The organism is Sphingosinicella xenopeptidilytica (genome assembly GCF_042676985.1).
In the GTDB taxonomy this organism is placed as follows: Bacteria; Pseudomonadota; Alphaproteobacteria; order Sphingomonadales; family Sphingomonadaceae; genus Sphingosinicella; species Sphingosinicella xenopeptidilytica.
In genome coordinates this window covers 561486-579897 of record NZ_JBHTIK010000001.1, presented here as the reverse complement: position 1 = coordinate 579897, position 18412 = coordinate 561486, and the positions used below count along the sequence as shown (strand labels likewise).

Genomic DNA, 18412 nt, shown 5'->3' with positions numbered 1-18412 from the left:
CAACGCCATCCATGCCGCAACCGGTAAACGCATCCGATCACTACCCATCAATGATCAAATACAAAACTGAAGAAGCAACCTTGGGGAGAAACCATGATAACGAGCCTTACCGCATTCCTGCTTCATCTGGCGGGCAGCACAGCAACACCCGGCCTGCAACCTCCGCTTATGGTCATTCAGAATGTCGGGTTCGATGGATCCGAAGCGGCACGTTACGACAACGTGCGTGACGAGTATCTTGTCTCGAACCTCGCGGCGCGAGGGCCTGAAAACAACGGCTTCATCTCGCGCGTGTCGCCGGATGGCAAAGTCATTTCGCTCAAATGGATCGCGGGGGGTGTAAACGGCGTAACGCTGATCGATCCGCTCGGAATCTATCTGCACGGCGACCTGCTTTATGTCGCCGATACGAGCACAGTCCGGCTGTTCGACCGCAAGAGCGGTGCACCGCGCGGCAACATCGAGATTCCCGGTGCCGTGCGCCTCAACGATCTCGTCGTCGCGAACGACGGCACGGTCTATGTTACCGATTTCGCAAATGAAACGACGCCCGGCGCGCTGTTCAGCATCAGTGCGAAAGGCGAGGTTTCAACATTTGCCGCGCGCGATCCCGCACTCGAACGCCCGAACGGCATCGCAATCGATGGGAGTGGCCATATCGTTCATGGCGGCCGCGGCGTAAACCTTGTCTTTCGCGATCGAGATGGCCGCATTCTGCGAGAGCGTACCCTCCCTACCGGCCAGTTCGATGGCATCGTCCTGCTTTCGAACGGTGATCTCGTCGTTGCCAGCCAGCTCGGCAGGAACGTCTATCGCGTACCTGCGGGGGACGGCCTGCCCGTGGTTGTCGCCGACAATATCGAGGTGCCTGCCGCCATAGGCGTCGACGACAAGCGCCGGCGCCTTCTCGTGCCCCAGATCAAGAACGCCTCACTTTCGATTTTTGATCTTGGGGACTAGCTGCACAGATTTCCGGCAATTCGCTCAGGCCTGAACTTCACCGGCGTGTATCACGGCAAGTGAAGTTCAGGCACTGATACCATTTGGTCTACAGGGCTTTGATTATTTCCCCGTCTTTGCTTGCGTCGACGAAGGCGGCAACTCCGGTTTCGGAGCGACCACGCCTTCGGGCAATACGCCGAGTTCATGCCTGACCGTGGTGGGAATATTCGTATCGATCTTCCAGGTCCCATTTACCTTCTTGTAGGTCTGGTAATAGATCGCATACGTTCGGCTTTCCTGCCCGGGTTCGACAAGGAAGCCCTTTGTCGGCGTTTGATCGCGGGGCATCCAGAACACGAAAAGGGCCTGCCAGACCCCGCGCGCGGTGGTGGGAGACAGAAGTTCGATCTCCGGCGAACCAAGGTTCTCGAAAAGGCTGTGCATTTTTTCGCTGGTCATGCCGACCGCATCCAGATGTTTTCGCCATCCGTCCGGGCCGCTGACGACCTGCCCGATCGTATATTGCCAATAGCTCGATTCGGGCGTGAACTGGTTGACCCAGCGGTCCCAATCGCGCTGATTGATGTAGCGCGTATACCGCAAGGGCAGCTTCTGGACTTCCTGAATCTCCTTCAGCTTTTCCGCTTCCGACATCCCAGCGAGCGCGGCGGTGGGTTTGGCATTGTCGTATGCCTCCAGCGTCTGCTTCCGCCATGCATCCCCCAGCGGACTTGCCTGCGCGGCTCCACCTTGCAGTGGAGCCAAGCCGATCAAACATACCGATATGGCGGATAACCGTGTGATTTTCATACCAGACACTGGCCTCTCCCCTTGATTTTTAGGCCGCTTAGTATGAATATATTGTCCTACATTGCAAGAAACGAAAATCGGCCGTGCCGGAAACCCTTGCTGCGGTCAGCAGGATGCGGAGGCGGATGCCGGGATGAGACGAACAGGAATGCCGCAGCTGTCTTCCTCGCGGAAATAGGCTCCGCCTGCCGGTATGGTGCCGGTAGGAAGCGACGTGCCACGATCGTCGACCAGCGTCACGCCAAGCTTTGCAGCCCGCGCGCCGAATGCTGCAATGTCTTCGACGACAACGCCCAGCTCCATGATGTGGCCTGAGCCACGCGCCGCGAGGAGCGCGGCGGCGCGGCTTCCGGGAGCAGGCTCGACCAGCCGCAGCCAGAGCGGTTTTTCGTCCGCCCCTTTGGCATCGAGCAGAACGGCTTTGGCAGCGCCCTCGCCCGAGCCTCCGGGATGGCGTTTCATGCCCATGTAGTCCGCAAAGAACGACGCGGCGCCTTCGGCATCGTCGGTTACGATCGCCACATGGTCGATCCATGGCGTCCCAGGCGTGCGGGTTTCGTCCTTCCACACACGATCGCGTTCGAGCAGCAGCGATCCCGCGTCATCCGACCGGACTTCATAATATTCGACCGTAGTCCCACCGGTCATCGATGTCGGGAAATAGGCGATCCGCTGCCCGGGATTCAGGATTTCATGCCCGTCGAACACGCCTTCGTTGATGGTGCCGCCGTCCTTGAGCGGCGAGCCGTCCATGCTCAGCATCTCGACGCCGCGCCCGGCAAGCAGATCCAACGCCTTCGGGTATTCGTTGCCGAGATCGAAGTTGATCTCGACGAGAGCGCCATCGCCGAGCGCATCGAGGATATCCTGCCCCGGCCCGGGCGTGGTCGGCTCGATCAGCTCGATCCACAAGCCCGGCGCGTCGAAGAACGTGCCGATCATGCCGCCGGTCGTTTTTTCCTCGTCACTCACGCGGATGACGGTCGGGTGGCGTTTCCAGCCCATCACCTGTGTCAGGAAGCGCGCGCTGGCTTCAGTATCGGCGGACCAGACCGCGATATGATCGAAAATCGGCGTGCAATCGCCCGCCGCCACCGTTGCCGCGCGACCGGCGGTCTTTGCAATAGCCATGTCTCGTTCCTCGCTCCCTATTGGTGGAGCGAACTAATAGGCCAACGGCCTAATAAGTCAATATGGCGAGTGAGACATCGTTCGATACACGCGCTCGTGAGGAAGAGACGCCTATTCCAGATTGAGCAAGGTATTGAGAACAACCTTGATTTCGCTTTTGATCGCGGTCATGCCCGGGCTGTCGGCAGCCTCGTAGATCACGGTGATGCCGAGTCCGTCGATCAGCATACGGATGATCTTCGCGACATGGACGCGGCGTTCCACGGTCATATCCGGAAAGATGCGGCCGAACTCTTCAGCAAGCGTCGTTTCATAACGCTCGTTCTCGCGTTTCAGGATCGTGGCGAGTTCCGGGCTCTGGTGTGCGATGCCGAACAAGATGTGCCACAGCCGCACATCGTCGACGGACAAAAGATCGAGACTCGAGTCGAGAAGCGCTGCGAGCCGCCCTTTCTGGGTCGATGTCGCGCCGAGCGCGGTTTTCATCGTATCCGTGTATTTGACGATCTCTTCGTCGAAGATCGCCTCGATCAGGCTACCCTTGGTTGCGAAATAATATTGCAGGTTTCCGTGCGTGATGCCGAGTTCTTCGGCGATGTCGCGCAGCACGAGGCCATCGACGCCCTGCGCCAGCAGGCGCCGTTTGGCGGCTTCGATGATCTGCCGCCGCCGTTCGCGCCCTTTCGCTCTCGCTGGAGTCTTGTCCGGGGTGGCTTTGCTCTCACTGTCACTTTTCATCGGTTTGCTGTCGATTCCATTCCCTTGCCCCCGCCGTCCGCCTGAATGCGGCATCTATGGGGAGGTCGGCCTAAAAAATCTTATCCTCGATTTGCGCGGAAAATCTAGCCGATTTGAGCACATCTTAACAGCCTGACCGCCGAAGATTGACACAAAACATTTCATTGGCCTAAAAATGCTGCAGATACGAGGCGACTCGTGTGAGATCGCCTGCGGCAAGGGAGGGCAGCGAATGGGCAAGCATGGAAAACTGAAGCCGGCGGATTGGGGGGCGCTGATGCCGGCGCACAACGCCCTCGCGCACCGGCCGCCCTATTATTACCGCGACACCGAAATGGTCATGCTGCAGTTCGAGCCGGACGAAGCTGCCGCGCTTGCGCTCCTGCCGTCGGAACTCGAGCTGATGGAGCCGGCCATCGCCTTCATGGTGATGGAGCAGAACCACTGGACGACGATCGGCGGCTACGGCGAAGTGTATCTCGGCATCATGTGCCTGTGGAACGGCGAGCCTCACGCCTATGTGCCCGGCGTTTATGTGACGGGCGAGAACAGCCAGATCCTGGGCCGCGAGATCTGGGGCTTCGGCAAGAAGCGCTGCCAGCGCTTCGAAATCCGCAAGCACGACAACGGCGACGTCGAGGCGATCATGGACATTCGCGCCGACGACCGGGCGCTCCGCGCCGTGGTGAAGCCGCAGGCCAATGCGGGCGCCGAAATCCTGGCGCCGATCCCGCTCATCTGCCTCAAGATCATTCCCGATGTCGCAGGCGGCGTGGCCCCGGCGCTCGCGCAGCTCACATCGGTGACGTTCAAGGCCGAACCCTATGTGGGCGTGGACGGCAAGGCGGAGGTTTTCACGGGGCCGGCCACGATCGAGATGGCGGTGCCTTCCGACGTCAACCTTCCCATCCGCGCCGTTCATGGCGGCGTCTACGCGCGGTTCACGGCGGACCTGCCCTACGGGAAAGTGCTCAAGACCTACACGGCAGCGGATTTCAGCTGACAATAACAAAGGGGTGCGGTGGGAGCCGCTTTTCGGGAGGGAGACAAAGGGGTGAAGCAGCTTTTCTTGCACGCCAGCCTGCTCGCGCTGTGCGCGGCCGCGGCGCCTGCAGCCGCACAGGATACGGGCACCGACAGCGGCGGTTCGTCGCTGACTGACGAGATCGTCGTGACCGCAACGCGCAATCGGCTGAGCGTTCAGGATGTCGGCGTTTCGGTTTCCGCCTTCACCGGCGAACAGCTGAAAACGGTCGGCATTTCGGATTCCACGCAGATCATTCAGATCACGCCGGGCCTGCAGAATCCGCAAAGCAACAGCGGCGCGACCGCCAGCTATTCGATCCGCGGTGTCACGCAGACCGATTTCGGCTTCAGCCAGGAAGCCCCGGTCGCGCTTTATGTGGACGATGTGTATCAGGCCAACCAGACCGGGGCGCAGTTCCAGCTGTTCGATATCGAGCGTGTCGAAGTGCTCCGCGGCCCACAGGGCACGCTGTTCGGGCGGAACGCCACGGGCGGCCTCGTCCACTTCGTCACTGCACGCCCGTCCGATGAACTTGGCGGCTATCTGGAAGCGGGTTACGGCTCCTACGATCGTTTCAAGATCGAAGGCGCCATCAACCTGCCGCTTTCGGACAAGGTCGCGCTGCGCGCATCGGCAATCGGAGACTTCCACGACGATATCGCCAAAAACCGCACGGGAAGCGACCTCTGGAACCGCAAGGAATATGGCGGTCGTCTGCAGCTTCTTCTGAAGCCGACCGACGAGATCAGCTTCCTCCTCAACGTGCGCGGCGGCAAGCGCCGAAACACCGGGACGCCCTATGATCACCGCGTCGCCACGCCGACCGGAATCGGCGGCAGCGGCGAGTTCGACCTGTCGCCCGGCGCGGTCGATCTGTTCGGTTTCGCCGAACCGGACAATGATCCCTTCACCGTCTCCATCGACGATGTGAGCACCAGCCACGTGAAGACCTGGGGCGCGAGCGGAACGCTGGCGTGGGAACTCGGCGACGTGACGCTGCACAGCATCACCGACTATTCCAAGATCGACGTGTTCTTCCGGGAAGATTCGGACGTTCAGCCCGGTGAATTCTTCCATTTCCAGGGCGCAGGAAAACAGTCGCAATTCTCGCAGGAGCTGCGTCTCAGCGAAAACACCGGGGCGCTGCGCTGGACCATCGGCGGCTTCTACCTCCGCCTGCGCGGCGATTTCGACCAGCGCGGTCTCATCACCGATCTTGGCTATGGCGTCGACGAGCAGCTCGCACTCTATGCCGTCGACACCGATTCTTATTCGGTGTTCGGCCAGGTCGAATATGATCTCTCAGACACGGTCACGGTCACCGGCGGTCTCCGCTGGATTCGCGACAAGAAATCTCAGGTCTATGAGAATTTCTTCCTGATCGATGGCGTACCGGACAAGATCCCGTTCGGTGCCAGCGGATCGCCGAACCTCGTCGATTTTGCCGGCAAGGATGCCCAGTCGATCTATGCGGCGCGCGCGCAGGTCAATTTCAAGCCGAACGACGACGTGCTCGTCTATGCGTCGTACAACCGCGGCGTGAAGGGCTTCGGCTACAATGCGCCCGTCGACCCCTCCGGCTCGTCGCTGTTCGTCGATCCGGTCACGTTCGATCCGGCACCCACGGCCAATGCCGCCTTCAAGTTCGAGGACGAGACGCTGAATGCGTTCGAACTCGGCCTGAAATCGACGTTCGGGAACGGCATCGGGCGTTTCAACGTCGCGGCCTTCTACTATAAATACGATAACTATCAGGCGCTCAATCTCGCCGGTATCACGCAGATCATCACCAACAATGATGCGCGCATGTACGGCCTCGATGCCGAGCTGTTCCTGAACCCGCTGCAGGGCATGGACATCGTGTTCGGCGCGGCGCTGCTCGATACGAAGGTCGAGGACGTGAACGTCGGCGGCGTGATCCTGGACCGGGAGGTCGCCTATGCGCCGTCCGTCCACCTCACGGGCCTCATCCGGCAGGAATGGACGGTTGCGGACGGCACGCTCGCGGCGCAGGTGAATGGAAGCTACACGGGCAAGCACTGGCTCGGCCTCAGCAATGCGCCGGTGCTTCGCGAAAAGGGCTATGTGATCGCCAATGCACGGCTCAGCTACACGCTGCCGTCGGAAACGGTGACGGTCGCTGTCTTCGCCAACAATCTCGCCGACAAGAAGTATCGCACGCTCGCCTTCGATCTCGCGGGATTCTTCGGGCTTGTCGAAAACCAGTTCGGCCGCCCGCGCGAGTTCGGCGCGTCGGTATCGTTCCGCTTCTAGGCGGCAAGATCGGAGCGTCCAGATGTCGTACAAGAATCCGGGGCCGTGGGTCGATCCCGAGCGGGTCGAGGCGGAGCCGTGGAAAACCCAGGGCGGGATCGTGAAGTTCTTCGAATTTCCGGTGCCGATCGCGGGCATGTCGCCCCGTGCGTTTCACCTCTACTGGCAGAAGCATCATTCACCGCACGCCATGCATGTGACCGCGTTTTCGCAGTTCATGCGCAAATACAACAGCACGCACAAATATCCCGGTGATCCGGTGCGATTTCCGGAGCGCTATGCGGCCATGCAGCGCGCCGAAGGCGCGGCGGAAGTGTGGGTGAACAGCCTTTCGGAGGTGGGAGACTGGCTCGGCAATCCGCTCTATCCCGAACTCATCCAGCCCGATGAGCCGCGCTTCATCGCGCAGGACGGATCGGCGGAAGTCATCATCGCCAAGGAGGAACGGCTCTACAAGGCCGATCCCGACCTCGTCGAGAACCTCAAGACGAAGGTCTATCTGCTCGGCCGCCGCCCCGCGGGCGCCGACTACGACACCTTCCACGCCGCCGCGAGCGCGCACGCCCGGCGGATACACGAACACCCCGCGCTCGGCCGTCACCTGATTCAGTTCGTGCTGAGCCACAAATTGCGCGAGCCGTTGCCGCTCGAGGGCATGGCGCTTGCCGATATCGATGTGGTGTTCGAGCTGTGGTTCGACAGCGTCGCCTCGGCAAATGCCTTCTTCGCCGAACCGCAGGACGCAATCGCGGAGCAGGAAGCCGAACTGTTCGGCGGTCAGCCCCTCCGTGCGCTCGCCGTGCGGGTGCGCGTGGTGCACGACGAGTTTTCGTTCCAGCCCAGCACCACGCAGCCGCTGCCTTTCTCATGGTAGAGGACGTGGTCCGGACACGTCAGGTACATCTGGTCGCGCGGCCGGAGGGGCGGCCGCACCCCGGACATTTCCGTATCGTTGAGGCGGATCTGCCGCCGCTCGGCGACGGGCAGGTGCTCGTCGAGAACCTCTATATGTCGGTCGATCCCTACATGCGGCGCAGCATGGATGCGGAAGCGAAAGATTTGGAGCCGTGGCCCATTGGCGGGCCCCTCAACGGCCCGAGCATCGGCCGCGTGCTTGCATCGCGCCACGCGGGTTTCGTGTCCGGCGACATCGTGGAAAGCATGTCGGGCTGGCAGACGCATTTCATCTCGAACGGTGAGCCGTTCGTGCCCTATCTCTCGTCCGACACCGCCATCGCACGGCGGCGTGTGGGCGGCGGCGTGGAGCCGCGGGATTATCTCGGCCTCCTCGGTATCGCGAGCCAGACTGGCTATTTCGCGCTCACCTGCGCCGCGACGATGCGCGCGGGGCAAACGGTCGTCATTTCAAGCGGCGCGGGCACGGTGGGATCGGTTGCCTGCCAGATCGCGAAGCTGAACGGAATGCGCGTCGTCACATCTGCCGGCAGCGCGGACAAGATTCGCTGGCTTCTGGACGAGATCGGCGTCGACGCCGCGCTCGATTACAAATCGCCCGGCTTCGCGGCCGAACTCCGTACCGCCTGCCCGAACGGCGTCGACCTGCTGCTCGAAAATGCGAGCCCGGAGCATTTCTCCGTTTGCCTGCCGCTTATGAACCCCAATGCCCTGATGCTCATCGCGGGCTTCATCAGCATCTACACAGGCGACGGGAAGGCGCGCATCGAGAACTTCGAATATGTCCTCGATCGCTTCCTCACCATCAAATGCTTCGCGTTCATGGAGTATCTGGACGCTTTCGACCGCTTTGTGGCGGACATGACTGCGTGGCGCCAAGAGGGGCGCATCCATTTCAGGGAGCAGATCTACGACGGCCTTGAGCGCGCGCCCGAGGCGCTGTGTGCGCTTTTCGACGGCACCGTCACCGGCAAGCCGCTCGTACGGATCGCGGGCTAGCGGACGATGGCGAATATGCCTGCCCTCGATAGATTGAAGGCCGCCGTATTCGCGGACTACAGCGCACGCACGCCGAAATCGTGCGCGCTTTGGGAACGGGGAAAAGCCGTTCTTCCCGGCGGCGTTTCGGGAAACCTGCGTTATTTCGCGCCCTATCCGCTCTACATGGCGACGGGTTCGGGCAGCCGCACAATCGATGTCGACGGCAATGCCTACATCGACTGCTTTTCGTGCAACGGGCCATTGATGCTCGGGCATCGTCCGGCCGCCGTTCTGGAAGAGATCGAGCGGCATCGCGACATGGGGCCGCTCATCCTCAATCCGGCGCTTCTCGTGGAATGCGCGGAATTGCTCGCAGCGATCGTCCCGTGCGCGGAAAGAGTGCGCTTCCTGAACAGCGGGACGGAGGCGGTGCTCTCGGCGGTGCGCTATGCACGCGCCTTCACCGGGCGCGACAAGGTGGTGAAGTTCCTTGGCCACTATCACGGCCAGTCGGATGCATTCCTTGTCGGGCTGACACCCGATCGACGTCCCTTCGGCGCAGGCGTCCCCGCCTCGACGCAGCAGGATATACTGACGCTGCCGTTCAATGACATCGCCGCCTTCGAAGCATTGATGGCGGAGCGCAGCGACATTGCCGCCGTCCTGCTCGATCCCGCAATGCACTCGGGCGGCTTGTGGGGCGCGTCATCCGATTTCCTGCACGTGCTCCGCCGCGAAACGGCCGCGCGCGGTATCATCCTGATCTTCGACGAGGTCATCACCGGTTTCCGCCTCGGCCTCGCAGGCGCGCAGGGATATTACGGCGTGACACCCGATCTCGCCACCTTCGCCAAGGCCCTCGCGGCGGGCGAAAAGCTGGGCGCGGTCGTCGGGCGCGCCGACGTGATGGCCGTCACCGATCCGCTTACCGCCGCCGACATTCCGCGCGCCTTTCAGTCAGGCACCGGCAACGATGGCACGGCCGCCCTCGCCGCCGCGATCGGCGCGATGACCGAATACCGGCGGCAGGATGCCGAGGGCGGATATGCCGCGCTCGATACGGCAGCGGGAGAATGCGCGGCCATGCTCGTCTCGGCCTTTGCCGCGCACGGGATTCCGCTTCACATCAACCGGATGGCATCGATGATGCAGCTTTTCATCACCGATGCCCCGGCAAGCTTCACGCGCTACGCAGAGCTTCGCACCGATCTCATCGAGCTGTTCTATCTCGCGCTCATCAACCACGGCGTGATGCTCAGCCTGCCGACCTCCAATCACGTCTATTTCTCCTTCGCGCAGCAGGCGGCGGACTTCGCCGCGATTGCGGAGGCTGTGACCACTGTTCTTCAAACCTATCCCTTCGCCGAAGCCTATCAGGAGCTGGCATAATGCATACGACGACACAGGAACTCGATCGGCTGTTCGCAGCTCAGAAGGCAGCGTTCGGCCGCAACACGATGCCAATGCTCGATGAACGCCTCGACCGCCTTCGCCGCCTCGAGGCCGCGATGGTGCGTAACCGCAAGGGGTTCCAGGAAACCCTCGCCGCCGATTTCGGATCGCATTCGCCGATGGTGACGGATCTTTTCGAAACCGGCGGCGTGCTCGGTCGCAACCGCTATATCCAGACACAGCTCGCCGAATGGATGCAGCCGTCGGAACGGCCGCTCAACGCCTACGTGCACGGCCAATCGAGCGCCCGCGTCATCCGGCAGCCCAAGGGCGTGATCGGCAATCTCGCGCCGTGGAACTTCCCGATCGAATGCGCGCTCGTGATGGTGAACGACATGCTGGCGGCGGGGAACCGCGTGATCGTCAAGGCGTCCGAACAGACCGAGGCGACGAGCGCCCTCCTTCGCCGGGCAATCGCTGAGGCGTTCGACGAGAGCGAACTCGCGGTGGTGTGCGGCGAGGATATCGCATTCGCCGAGTATTTCTGCACGCTGCCCTGGGATCATCTCACCTACACGGGCGGCGGCAGGATCGGCCGAAACGTGCTGAGGCTCGCGGCGGAGCGGCTGACGCCGGTGACGCTGGAACTCGGCGGCAAGAACCCCACCGTCTTCTCCGAATCCGGGGTCAGCGCCGATCTTGTCGAGCGCTTCCTCTACAACCGCGTGTTCAAGGGCGGACAGGTTTGCACGTCGCCCGATTATGCCTTCGTGCCCGCGCATCGGCTGGACGACTGGATCGCGCTCGCGAAATCCACGTGGTCTGCGATGTACCCGTCTTATGTGGGTCATCCCGATGCGACCGGCACGATCAACCGCCGCCACTACGACCGCATCCTCGGCTACCTCAGCGAGGCTGAAGCTGCCGGCTGCACCGTCATCTCGCTGAACGGCGACACGCCCGATTCCGAGCGCCTGCAGATCCCGATGTATCTCGTGATCGATCCCGACGAGGCGCTGGGCGTGATGACCGACGAGATCTTCGGGCCGGTTACGGCCGTGAAGCCCTACACATCGCTCGACGAAGCGGTCGACTACATCAACAGCCACGACCGCCCCCTCGCCGCCTATTTCGTCGGGCGCGAACGCGACCTCGCCGATGCGTTCCAGACCCGCGTGATCGCGGGGGGCATCGGTATCAACGTGTTCGGCCTGCAGGGCGCAGAGCCCGTTCTGCCGTTCGGGGGCATCGGCGCAAGCGGCATGGGTTGCCATTCCGGCTACGAGGGCTTCCTCGGCTTCACACACGGCAAATCCGTGTTCGAATGCGCCGACGACAGTCCGCTGATGGCCGCGCTCAAGGGCCCCTACGGCGCAATGACCCAGGCCTTCGCTGACGCGGTGTTCCCGCCCTCATGACCGGCAACGAGATACCGGGCCTGTTTTCGCGCGCGGTTAGTCCGCCTTCGGATTCTTCACGATGACATCTTCTGGAAACACGATCGTGAAGAGTGAGCCCGCACCGTCCCGGTTGCTGGCGTTCACGCTCAGCCCCATCGCATCCGCGAAGCCCTTCACGATCGCAAGGCCAAGGCCGCTGCCCTGGTTCTGATCGGTGCCGCGGCCCGTCTTGAAGGCGGCGAAGGGCGCGCTGCCCGTCTCCGGCAGGCCGGGCCCTGAATCGCCCACTGACAGCGTGACGGCATCCGGCACGCGCTTTCCCTCGATCACGATCCTGCCGCCGCCGTGCTGCGCCGCGTTGCTGAGAAGGTTGAGCAGGATGTGGTGAAGCAATGTCGGATCGGCGGAGACGAGCGGCAGATTGGCGGGCACCTTGAGATCGATGTGCGACTCCGTGAGCAGCGCCTTCAGATCGTGAACCGCGCTCGCCACCGCGTCGGTAAGGTCGATCGGCTCGGGCTTCGGCGTCAAGCGGCCGGTATCGATGCGGACCATGTCGAGGAGATTGTCGAGGAAGCGGCGCAGCTTCGCGATTTCGGCGTGCGCGATGGGCAGCGTCGCCGAGTCCGGGTGCTCTGCGGCGATCGCGTCGACCGCGCCCGAAACCGATGTCAGCGGCGTGCGGAGATCGTGGCCGATCGACGAGAGCAGCGCGGCGCGCAGACGGTCACGCTCCTTCAGCACCGTGACCGTCCGCAATTCGTCCTCCAGCTTCAGGCGTTCGTGCGCGAGCGCGGCCTGACCGAGCAGCGTCGACAGCAGCACGGCGCGGTCGGCGCCGACGGGTTCGCGGCCGTCCTCCTTTGAAAGACCCACGACGGCGAGAACGCCGAGCGCCGTTCGCAGCGGCTGGAACTGCCAGTCCGCGGCATTTAGCGTCGCGGAACCCGCACCGGCGGGCTCGCCACGGCTCCACGCCCAGTCGGCTGCGGCAATGTCGACGGGGCCGAGCACACCGCCTTCCGGAAACGCCGCGACGCTCACGAGCGCGCCGTCGCGTTCCTTGAGCAGGATCGTGCGCACGCCGAGGATGCGCGCCATTTCCGCGCAGACGATGCGGCTCGTCGTTTCCCAGTCCGATGCGCGCGCCAGCGCCTGCCCGAATGCGGCCACGGCGGCATTTTCCTGTGCGCTGCGGGCGCCGAGCGTGGCGCGGGCCTTCAGCCGGCTCGCAAGCTCGGCGGTGAACGTGGCGATCCCGAGCAGCACGAACAGGGTGAGCACGCTCTGCGGATCGGCGATCGTGAAGGTGTAGAGCGGCTGCAGGAAGAAGAAATTATAGGCAAGCGCCGACGCCAGCGCCGCGACCAGACCCGGCCGCGATCCGAAACGACCCGCCGCGGCAATCACCGGCAGCAGATAGATGAGATCGACGCCGCCCGTGCCGATCAGCGGCTGCGCGAGCCTGCCGATCAGCGTCGTCAGCGCCACCGCGCCTGCAATCAGCGCATAGTCGCGCGGGCGCCCCCAACCTTTCGCGGGAGCAGACCGCTGCCGAAGCGGCGCGCTTTCCGCCGGAATGACATGAACGGCAAGGCCTTCGCCTTCGCGCAGCATGGCATCGACGACCGAGCCGTGACGCAGCTCGAACCACCAGCTGCGTGTCGATTTGCCGATCACGAGCTGCGTGGCGCGCATCCCTTCGAGATGCGTCTTCAATCCCTCGATCACGCTTTCGGCCGGGATGGTCGCGATCGTCGCGCCGAGATTGGCGGCAAGGCGAAGCGCATCGGCGACGCGGCGCTTGTCCGCCTCGTCGAAGCTCGCGGCGCGCGGCGTTTCGATATAGATCGCCTGCCACGGCGCGCGCAGCGCATCGGCGAGCCGCTTTCCCGCGCGCACCAGCGTTTCGCTGCCGGGAAGCTCGCTCACCGCAACGAGGACGCGTTCGCCGCCCGCGAAGGTTCCGGGCACGGCATAGGCGTCGAGATGCTCGAGCATCGCCTGATCGACGGTGAGCGCGGCGCGGCGGAGCGCCATTTCGCGAAGCGCCGAGAGGTTCTGCTTCGAGAAGAAATGACCGAGCGCGCGCGAGGCTTCGGCCGGGACGTAAACCTTGCCTTCCTTCAGCCGCTCGATGAGTTCATCGGGCGGCAGATCGACAACCTCGATCTCCGCGCCCTCAAACACGCTGTCGGGCACGGTTTCGCGCACGCGCACGCGGGTGAAGCTGGCGACGACGTCGTTCAGGCTTTCGACGTGCTGGATGTTGAGCGTGGTGTAGACGTCGATCCCGGCATCCAGCAGTTCGGCGACATCCTGCCAGCGCTTGGGGTGGCGGCTGCCTTCGACGTTGCTGTGCGCATATTCATCGACGAGCGCGAGCGCGGGTCGGCGCGCGAGGACGGCGTCGAGGTCCATCTCCTCGAGCACGTGGCCCTGATAGTCGATATGGCGGCGGGGGATCACCTCGAAGGGCTCCAGCAGCGCGGCGGTTTCCGCGCGACCGTGCGTTTCGACGATCGCGACCACCGTATCCACGCCCGCTTTCAGCCGTTCCGCGCCGTCGCGCAGCATTTCGAACGTCTTGCCGACGCCCGGCGCGGCGCCGAGGAAAATCTTGAGCGTACCGCGCCCCTCGCGCTGTGCGGCACGCAACAAGGCGTCGGGAGAAGGCCGGGCTTCGCTGTCCATCGCCCGGGAATCTAGACCGCGCCGCGTGCAAACACCACGGCGGTGCGGGCTTCACTATGAAATCTTAATGCCAAAGGCCCCCATTCGCCGTCGAACCTTAATGGCGGCAGCGCCTATCTCGTGGGCTGCGCCATGAAGGCGCTCACACGGAGATTCATCATGCCGGACCTGCCATGGCTCGCCCTGCTGGGCGGGCTGGTTCTTGCGACGCTGGCGCTCGTCCGCGTCTGCGACGACGCCTGAAGGCGCAGCCAATGACCCTGCACCTGATCCTTGCCGGCGCCACCGCGCTCGGCCTTCTCCTCTATCTCGTGGCCGCGTTGCTGCGGCCCGAGCGCTTCTGATCGGAACCTCCCGATGACCTACCAGGGATGGGCGCTCATCGCGCTGTTCGTGGGCCTGCTGCTGGCCCTCGCCAAGCCGATGGGCCTGTGGCTGTTCGCGCTCTACGAAGGGCGGCGGACACCGCTTCACCGCATTCTGGGACCGGTTGAAAACGGCTTCTACAGGCTCGCGGGGATCGACCCCTCAGCGGAGCAGGGCTGGCGGCGCTATGCGCTGCATCTCCTCCTGTTCAATCTGGCGCTCCTGCTGTTCACCTATGCGGTGCTGCGGCTTCAGGACGTGCTGCCGCTGAACCCGCGCGGCCTTGCAGCGCTGGGGCCGGACGGCGCGATGAACACGGCGATCAGCTTCACCACCAACACCAACTGGCAGTGGTATTCGGGCGAAGTGGCGCTTTCCAACCTCTCCCAGATGCTTGGCCTCGCCATTCACAATTTCCTGTCGGCCGCGACGGGCATTGCGGTCGCCTTCGCGCTGTTCCGCGGCTTCGCGCGGCGCGAAGCCGCCACGGTGGGCAACGTGTGGGCGGATATCACGCGCATCACGCTCTATCTGCTGCTGCCGATCGCGTTCGTTTATGCCGTGTACCTGATCGCGAGCGGCGTACCGCAAACGCTCGCCGCCTCGGTCGATGCCGTCACGCTGGAAGGCGCAAAGCAGACGATCGCGCTCGGGCCCGTTGCCAGCCAGGAAGCGATCAAGATGCTCGGCACCAACGGCGGCGGCTTCTTCAATGCGAACAGCGCGCACCCGTTCGAAAATCCGGGCGCGCTCACGAACCTCGTACAGATGCTGTCGATCTTCGCGATCGGCGTCGGCCTCACGTGGACGTTCGGCAAGGCCGTGGGCAACACGCGGCAGGGCTGGGCGATCCTCGTCGCCATGCTCGTGCTGTTCGTCGCGGGCGTGAGCATCACCTATTGGCAGGAGGCCGCGGGCAATCCGATCCTGCACGGCCTCGGCATTTCCGGCGGCAACATGGAAGGCAAGGAGCTTCGCTTCGGCATTGCCGCTTCGGCACTCTTCGCGGTCGTCACCACGGCCGCCTCGTGCGGCGCCGTCAACGCCATGCACGACAGCTTCACGCCGCTCGGCGGCCTGATCCCGCTGTTCAACATGCAGCTTGGCGAGGTCGTTGTGGGCGGCGTCGGCGCGGGCATCTACGGCTTCCTGCTGTTCGCCTTGCTCGCCGTGTTCGTCGCCGGGCTGATGGTCGGGCGGACGCCCGAATATGTCGGCAAGAAGATCGAGGCATGCGAGGTGAAGCTCGCCGTGCTCGCGATCGCCGTCCTGCCGCTCGCCATTCTCGGTCTCACGGCACTGAGCGCAGTGAATGCGGCGGGTCTCGCGGGCCCGCTCAACAAGGGGCCGCACGGCTTTTCGGAAATCCTCTATGCCTTCACGTCCGCCGCCGGGAACAACGGCTCGGCCTTCGCGGGGCTTACCGCGGGAACGCCGTGGTACAACGCCCTTCTCGGCATCGCGATGTGGCTCGGGCGGTTCTTCGTGATCGTGCCCGTGCTCGCCATCGCGGGCAACCTCGCGGCGAAGAAATACACGCCCGCAACCGCCGGCTCATTTCCCACCACGGGCGCGCTGTGGATCGGTCTCCTCGTCGGGATCATCCTCATCGTCGGCGGCCTCACCTTCCTCCCCAGCCTCGTGCTCGGTCCGGTTGCGGACCATGTCGCGATGCTGCGTGGCGACCTCTTCTGAGGGACAACTCCCATGACCAAATCCATGTTTTCGGCCGACCTCGTGTTCCCCGCGATGCGCGATGCGGTGCTGAAGCTCGATCCGCGCCAGCTCGTGCGCAATCCGGTGCTGTTCACCACCGCGGTTGTCGCGCTGCTGCTGACCGTGCTCCTCGCCATCGGCGGCGAGCGCCTCTCCATGCCGTTCCAGATGCAGCTTATCGTGTGGCTCTGGCTCACCGTGCTGTTCGGTACCTTCGCGGAAGCGCTTGCCGAAGGACGCGGGCGGGCACAAGCGGCGTCGCTGCGCGCCACCAAGTCCGAGCTCAAGGCGAAACTGCTCGTGGGCGTCGGCGATATCTACGAGATCGTCGGAGCGGCGCAGCTTGGGAAGGGCGAACTCGTCCTTGTCGAAACCGGAGATCTCATACCGGCTGACGGCGAGGTCGTGGAAGGCGTCGCCTCGGTGAACGAAGCCGCGATCACCGGCGAGAGCGCATCGGTGATCCGCGAGGCGGGCGGCGACCGCAGCGCCGTCACCGCGGGCACGCGCGTCATTTCTGACCGCATCAAGGTGCGCGTCACGCAGGAGCCGGGGCACGGCTTTCTCGACCGGATGATCGCCCTCGTGGAAGGCGCCGAGCGGAAGAAGACGCCCAATGAGATCGCGCTCACGATCCTCCTCGTCGGGCTCACCATCATCTTCCTGATCGCCGTGTCCACGATCCCCGGCTTTGCCGATTATGCGGGCGGCGGCGTTCCCGTCGCGGTGCTCGCTGCACTGCTCATCACGCTCATCCCCACCACGATCGCCGCGCTGCTCTCCGCGATCGGCATCGCGGGCATGGACCGACTTGTGCGTTTCAACGTGCTCGCAAAATCCGGCCGCGCGGTGGAAGCCGCCGGCGACGTCGACGTGCTGCTGCTCGACAAGACGGGCACGATCACCATCGGCGACCGTCAGGCGAGTGCGTTCCGTCCGCTCACCGGCATCGACGTGGAAACGCTGGCGAACGCCGCAACACTCGCGAGCCTTGCCGACGAGACGCCGGAAGGCCGCTCGATCGTCGTGCTGGCGCGCGAACGCTATGCCGTCGCCACGCGTACGCTCCCGGCGGAGGCGCGCGTGATCCCCTTCACGGCGCAGACGCGCGTGTCGGGGATCGAGGTTGCGGGCAGCATCATTCGGAAGGGCGCCGTCGATTCCATCCTGAAGGCGGAGCCCGCCCTTGCCGATACGCCTGCGGCCGCGGAACTGACGCGAATCACCAACGAGATTGCCCGTTCGGGCGCCACGCCGCTCGCGGTCGTGCGCGACGGGCGTCTGCTTGGTGCCGTCGCGCTCTCGGACGTCGTGAAGGCGGGCGTGCGCGAACGCTTCGCGGAGCTTCGCCGCATGGGCATCCGCACGGTGATGATCACCGGCGACAATCCGCTCACCGCCGCGGCGATTGCCGCCGAGGCGGGCGTCGACGATTTCCTGGCCGAAGCGACGCCGGAGGACAAGCTCGCGCTCATCCGCCGCGAGCAGGCGGGCGGGCGCCTCGTCGCCATGTGTGGCGACGGCACCAACGACGCGCCCGCGCTCGCGCAGGCCGATGTCGGCGTTGCCATGAACACGGGCACGCAGGCGGCGCGCGAGGCGGGCAACATGGTCGATCTCGACAGCGATCCCACCAAGCTGATCGAGATCGTCGGCCTCGGCAAACAGCTCCTGATGACGCGCGGCGCGCTCACCACCTTTTCCATCGCGAACGACGTCGCGAAATATTTCGCGATCATCCCGGCGATGTTCGTGGTGCTCTATCCGGGGCTCGGCGGGCTCAATGTGATGGGGCTGGGCTCGCCCGAAAGCGCGATCCTCTCGGCGATCATCTTCAACGCGCTCATCATCCCCTGCCTCGTGCCGCTGGCGCTGAAGGGTGTCCGCTATCGCCCGATGGCGGCCGGGCCGCTCCTCGCCCGCAATCTCGCGGTCTACGGCCTCGGCGGCCTTCTCGCGCCATTCATCGGTATCAAGCTCATCGACCTTGCCGTCACCAGTATCGGTCTTGCCTGAAGGATACCCC

14 protein-coding genes are annotated in these 18412 nt (G+C 63.9%); 10 read left to right on the top strand and 4 right to left on the bottom strand.

Annotation, left to right across the window (positions count from 1 at the left end; genetic code table 11):
• The first annotated feature begins 93 nt into the window (after positions 1-93).
• The gene (locus ACFQ00_RS02880; RefSeq protein ID WP_381485848.1) at positions 94-960 is read left to right on the top strand and encodes an SMP-30/gluconolactonase/LRE family protein; all 867 of its coding nucleotides are present in this window, start codon (positions 94-96) and stop codon (positions 958-960) included.
• Between the two features lie 102 nt (positions 961-1062).
• On the opposite strand, the gene ACFQ00_RS02875 is transcribed toward ACFQ00_RS02880, so the two are convergent.
• The 3 genes from ACFQ00_RS02875 to ACFQ00_RS02865 all read right to left on the bottom strand — a co-directional run bounded on the left by ACFQ00_RS02875 (position 1063) and on the right by ACFQ00_RS02865 (position 3621).
• Positions 1063-1752 carry a nuclear transport factor 2 family protein gene (locus tag ACFQ00_RS02875; RefSeq protein ID WP_381485921.1) on the bottom strand — a complete coding sequence of 230 codons (690 nt, stop codon included), beginning with the start codon at positions 1750-1752 and terminating at the stop codon, positions 1063-1065.
• A gap of 105 nt (positions 1753-1857) precedes the next feature.
• On the bottom strand, positions 1858-2883 hold the full coding sequence (locus tag ACFQ00_RS02870) for a VOC family protein (protein ID WP_381485845.1): 1026 nt from the start codon (positions 2881-2883) through the stop codon (positions 1858-1860).
• A 111-nt stretch (positions 2884-2994) separates the two neighbouring features.
• Positions 2995-3621 carry a TetR/AcrR family transcriptional regulator gene (locus ACFQ00_RS02865; protein WP_381485842.1) on the bottom strand — a complete coding sequence of 209 codons (627 nt, stop codon included), beginning with the start codon at positions 3619-3621 and terminating at the stop codon, positions 2995-2997.
• A 232-nt stretch (positions 3622-3853) separates the two neighbouring features.
• Here ACFQ00_RS02865 and ACFQ00_RS02860 point away from each other — a divergent pair, with 232 nt between their 5' ends.
• Genes ACFQ00_RS02860 through ACFQ00_RS02835 form a run of 6 tightly spaced genes read left to right on the top strand, consistent with a single transcriptional unit; the run spans position 3854 to position 11628 of the window.
• Positions 3854-4624, top strand: a complete 771-nt coding sequence (locus tag ACFQ00_RS02860) for an acetoacetate decarboxylase family protein (RefSeq protein ID WP_381485839.1) — start codon at positions 3854-3856, stop codon at positions 4622-4624.
• 51 nt (positions 4625-4675) lie between these two features.
• Positions 4676-6922, top strand: coding sequence for a TonB-dependent receptor (locus ACFQ00_RS02855; protein WP_381485837.1), 2247 nt, complete (start codon positions 4676-4678; stop codon positions 6920-6922).
• 22 nt (positions 6923-6944) lie between these two features.
• A complete protein-coding gene (locus ACFQ00_RS02850; RefSeq protein WP_381485835.1) occupies positions 6945-7796 on the top strand; it encodes an EthD domain-containing protein in 852 nt (283 codons plus the stop codon).
• A gap of 5 nt (positions 7797-7801) precedes the next feature.
• Entirely contained in the window at positions 7802-8836 is a 1035-nt protein-coding gene (locus ACFQ00_RS02845) for an NADP-dependent oxidoreductase (RefSeq protein ID WP_381485833.1), read from the top strand.
• A gap of 6 nt (positions 8837-8842) precedes the next feature.
• Positions 8843-10207: an aspartate aminotransferase family protein gene (locus tag ACFQ00_RS02840; protein WP_381485831.1), complete on the top strand. Its 1365-nt coding sequence runs from the start codon at positions 8843-8845 to the stop codon at positions 10205-10207.
• Entirely contained in the window at positions 10207-11628 is a 1422-nt protein-coding gene (locus tag ACFQ00_RS02835; RefSeq protein WP_381485829.1) for an aldehyde dehydrogenase family protein, read from the top strand. Before ACFQ00_RS02840 ends, ACFQ00_RS02835 begins: the two co-directional genes overlap by 1 nt.
• A 36-nt stretch (positions 11629-11664) precedes the next feature.
• On the opposite strand, the gene ACFQ00_RS02830 is transcribed toward ACFQ00_RS02835, so the two are convergent.
• Positions 11665-14304, bottom strand: a complete 2640-nt coding sequence (locus tag ACFQ00_RS02830; protein ID WP_381485827.1) for a DUF4118 domain-containing protein — start codon at positions 14302-14304, stop codon at positions 11665-11667.
• A 254-nt stretch (positions 14305-14558) separates the two neighbouring features.
• Between ACFQ00_RS02830 and kdpF the strand changes: the two genes are divergently transcribed.
• From kdpF to kdpB, 3 genes are read left to right on the top strand one after another with little or no spacing between them, the layout of a single operon-like run.
• On the top strand, positions 14559-14648 hold the full coding sequence (gene kdpF, locus ACFQ00_RS02825) for a K(+)-transporting ATPase subunit F (protein ID WP_374596670.1): 90 nt from the start codon (positions 14559-14561) through the stop codon (positions 14646-14648).
• A 13-nt stretch (positions 14649-14661) separates the two neighbouring features.
• A complete protein-coding gene (gene kdpA, locus ACFQ00_RS02820; RefSeq protein WP_381485823.1) occupies positions 14662-16365 on the top strand; it encodes a potassium-transporting ATPase subunit KdpA in 1704 nt (567 codons plus the stop codon).
• A 12-nt stretch (positions 16366-16377) separates the two neighbouring features.
• Positions 16378-18402 carry a potassium-transporting ATPase subunit KdpB gene (gene kdpB, locus ACFQ00_RS02815; protein ID WP_381485820.1) on the top strand — a complete coding sequence of 675 codons (2025 nt, stop codon included), beginning with the start codon at positions 16378-16380 and terminating at the stop codon, positions 18400-18402.
• The last annotated feature ends 10 nt before the right edge of the window (positions 18403-18412 follow it).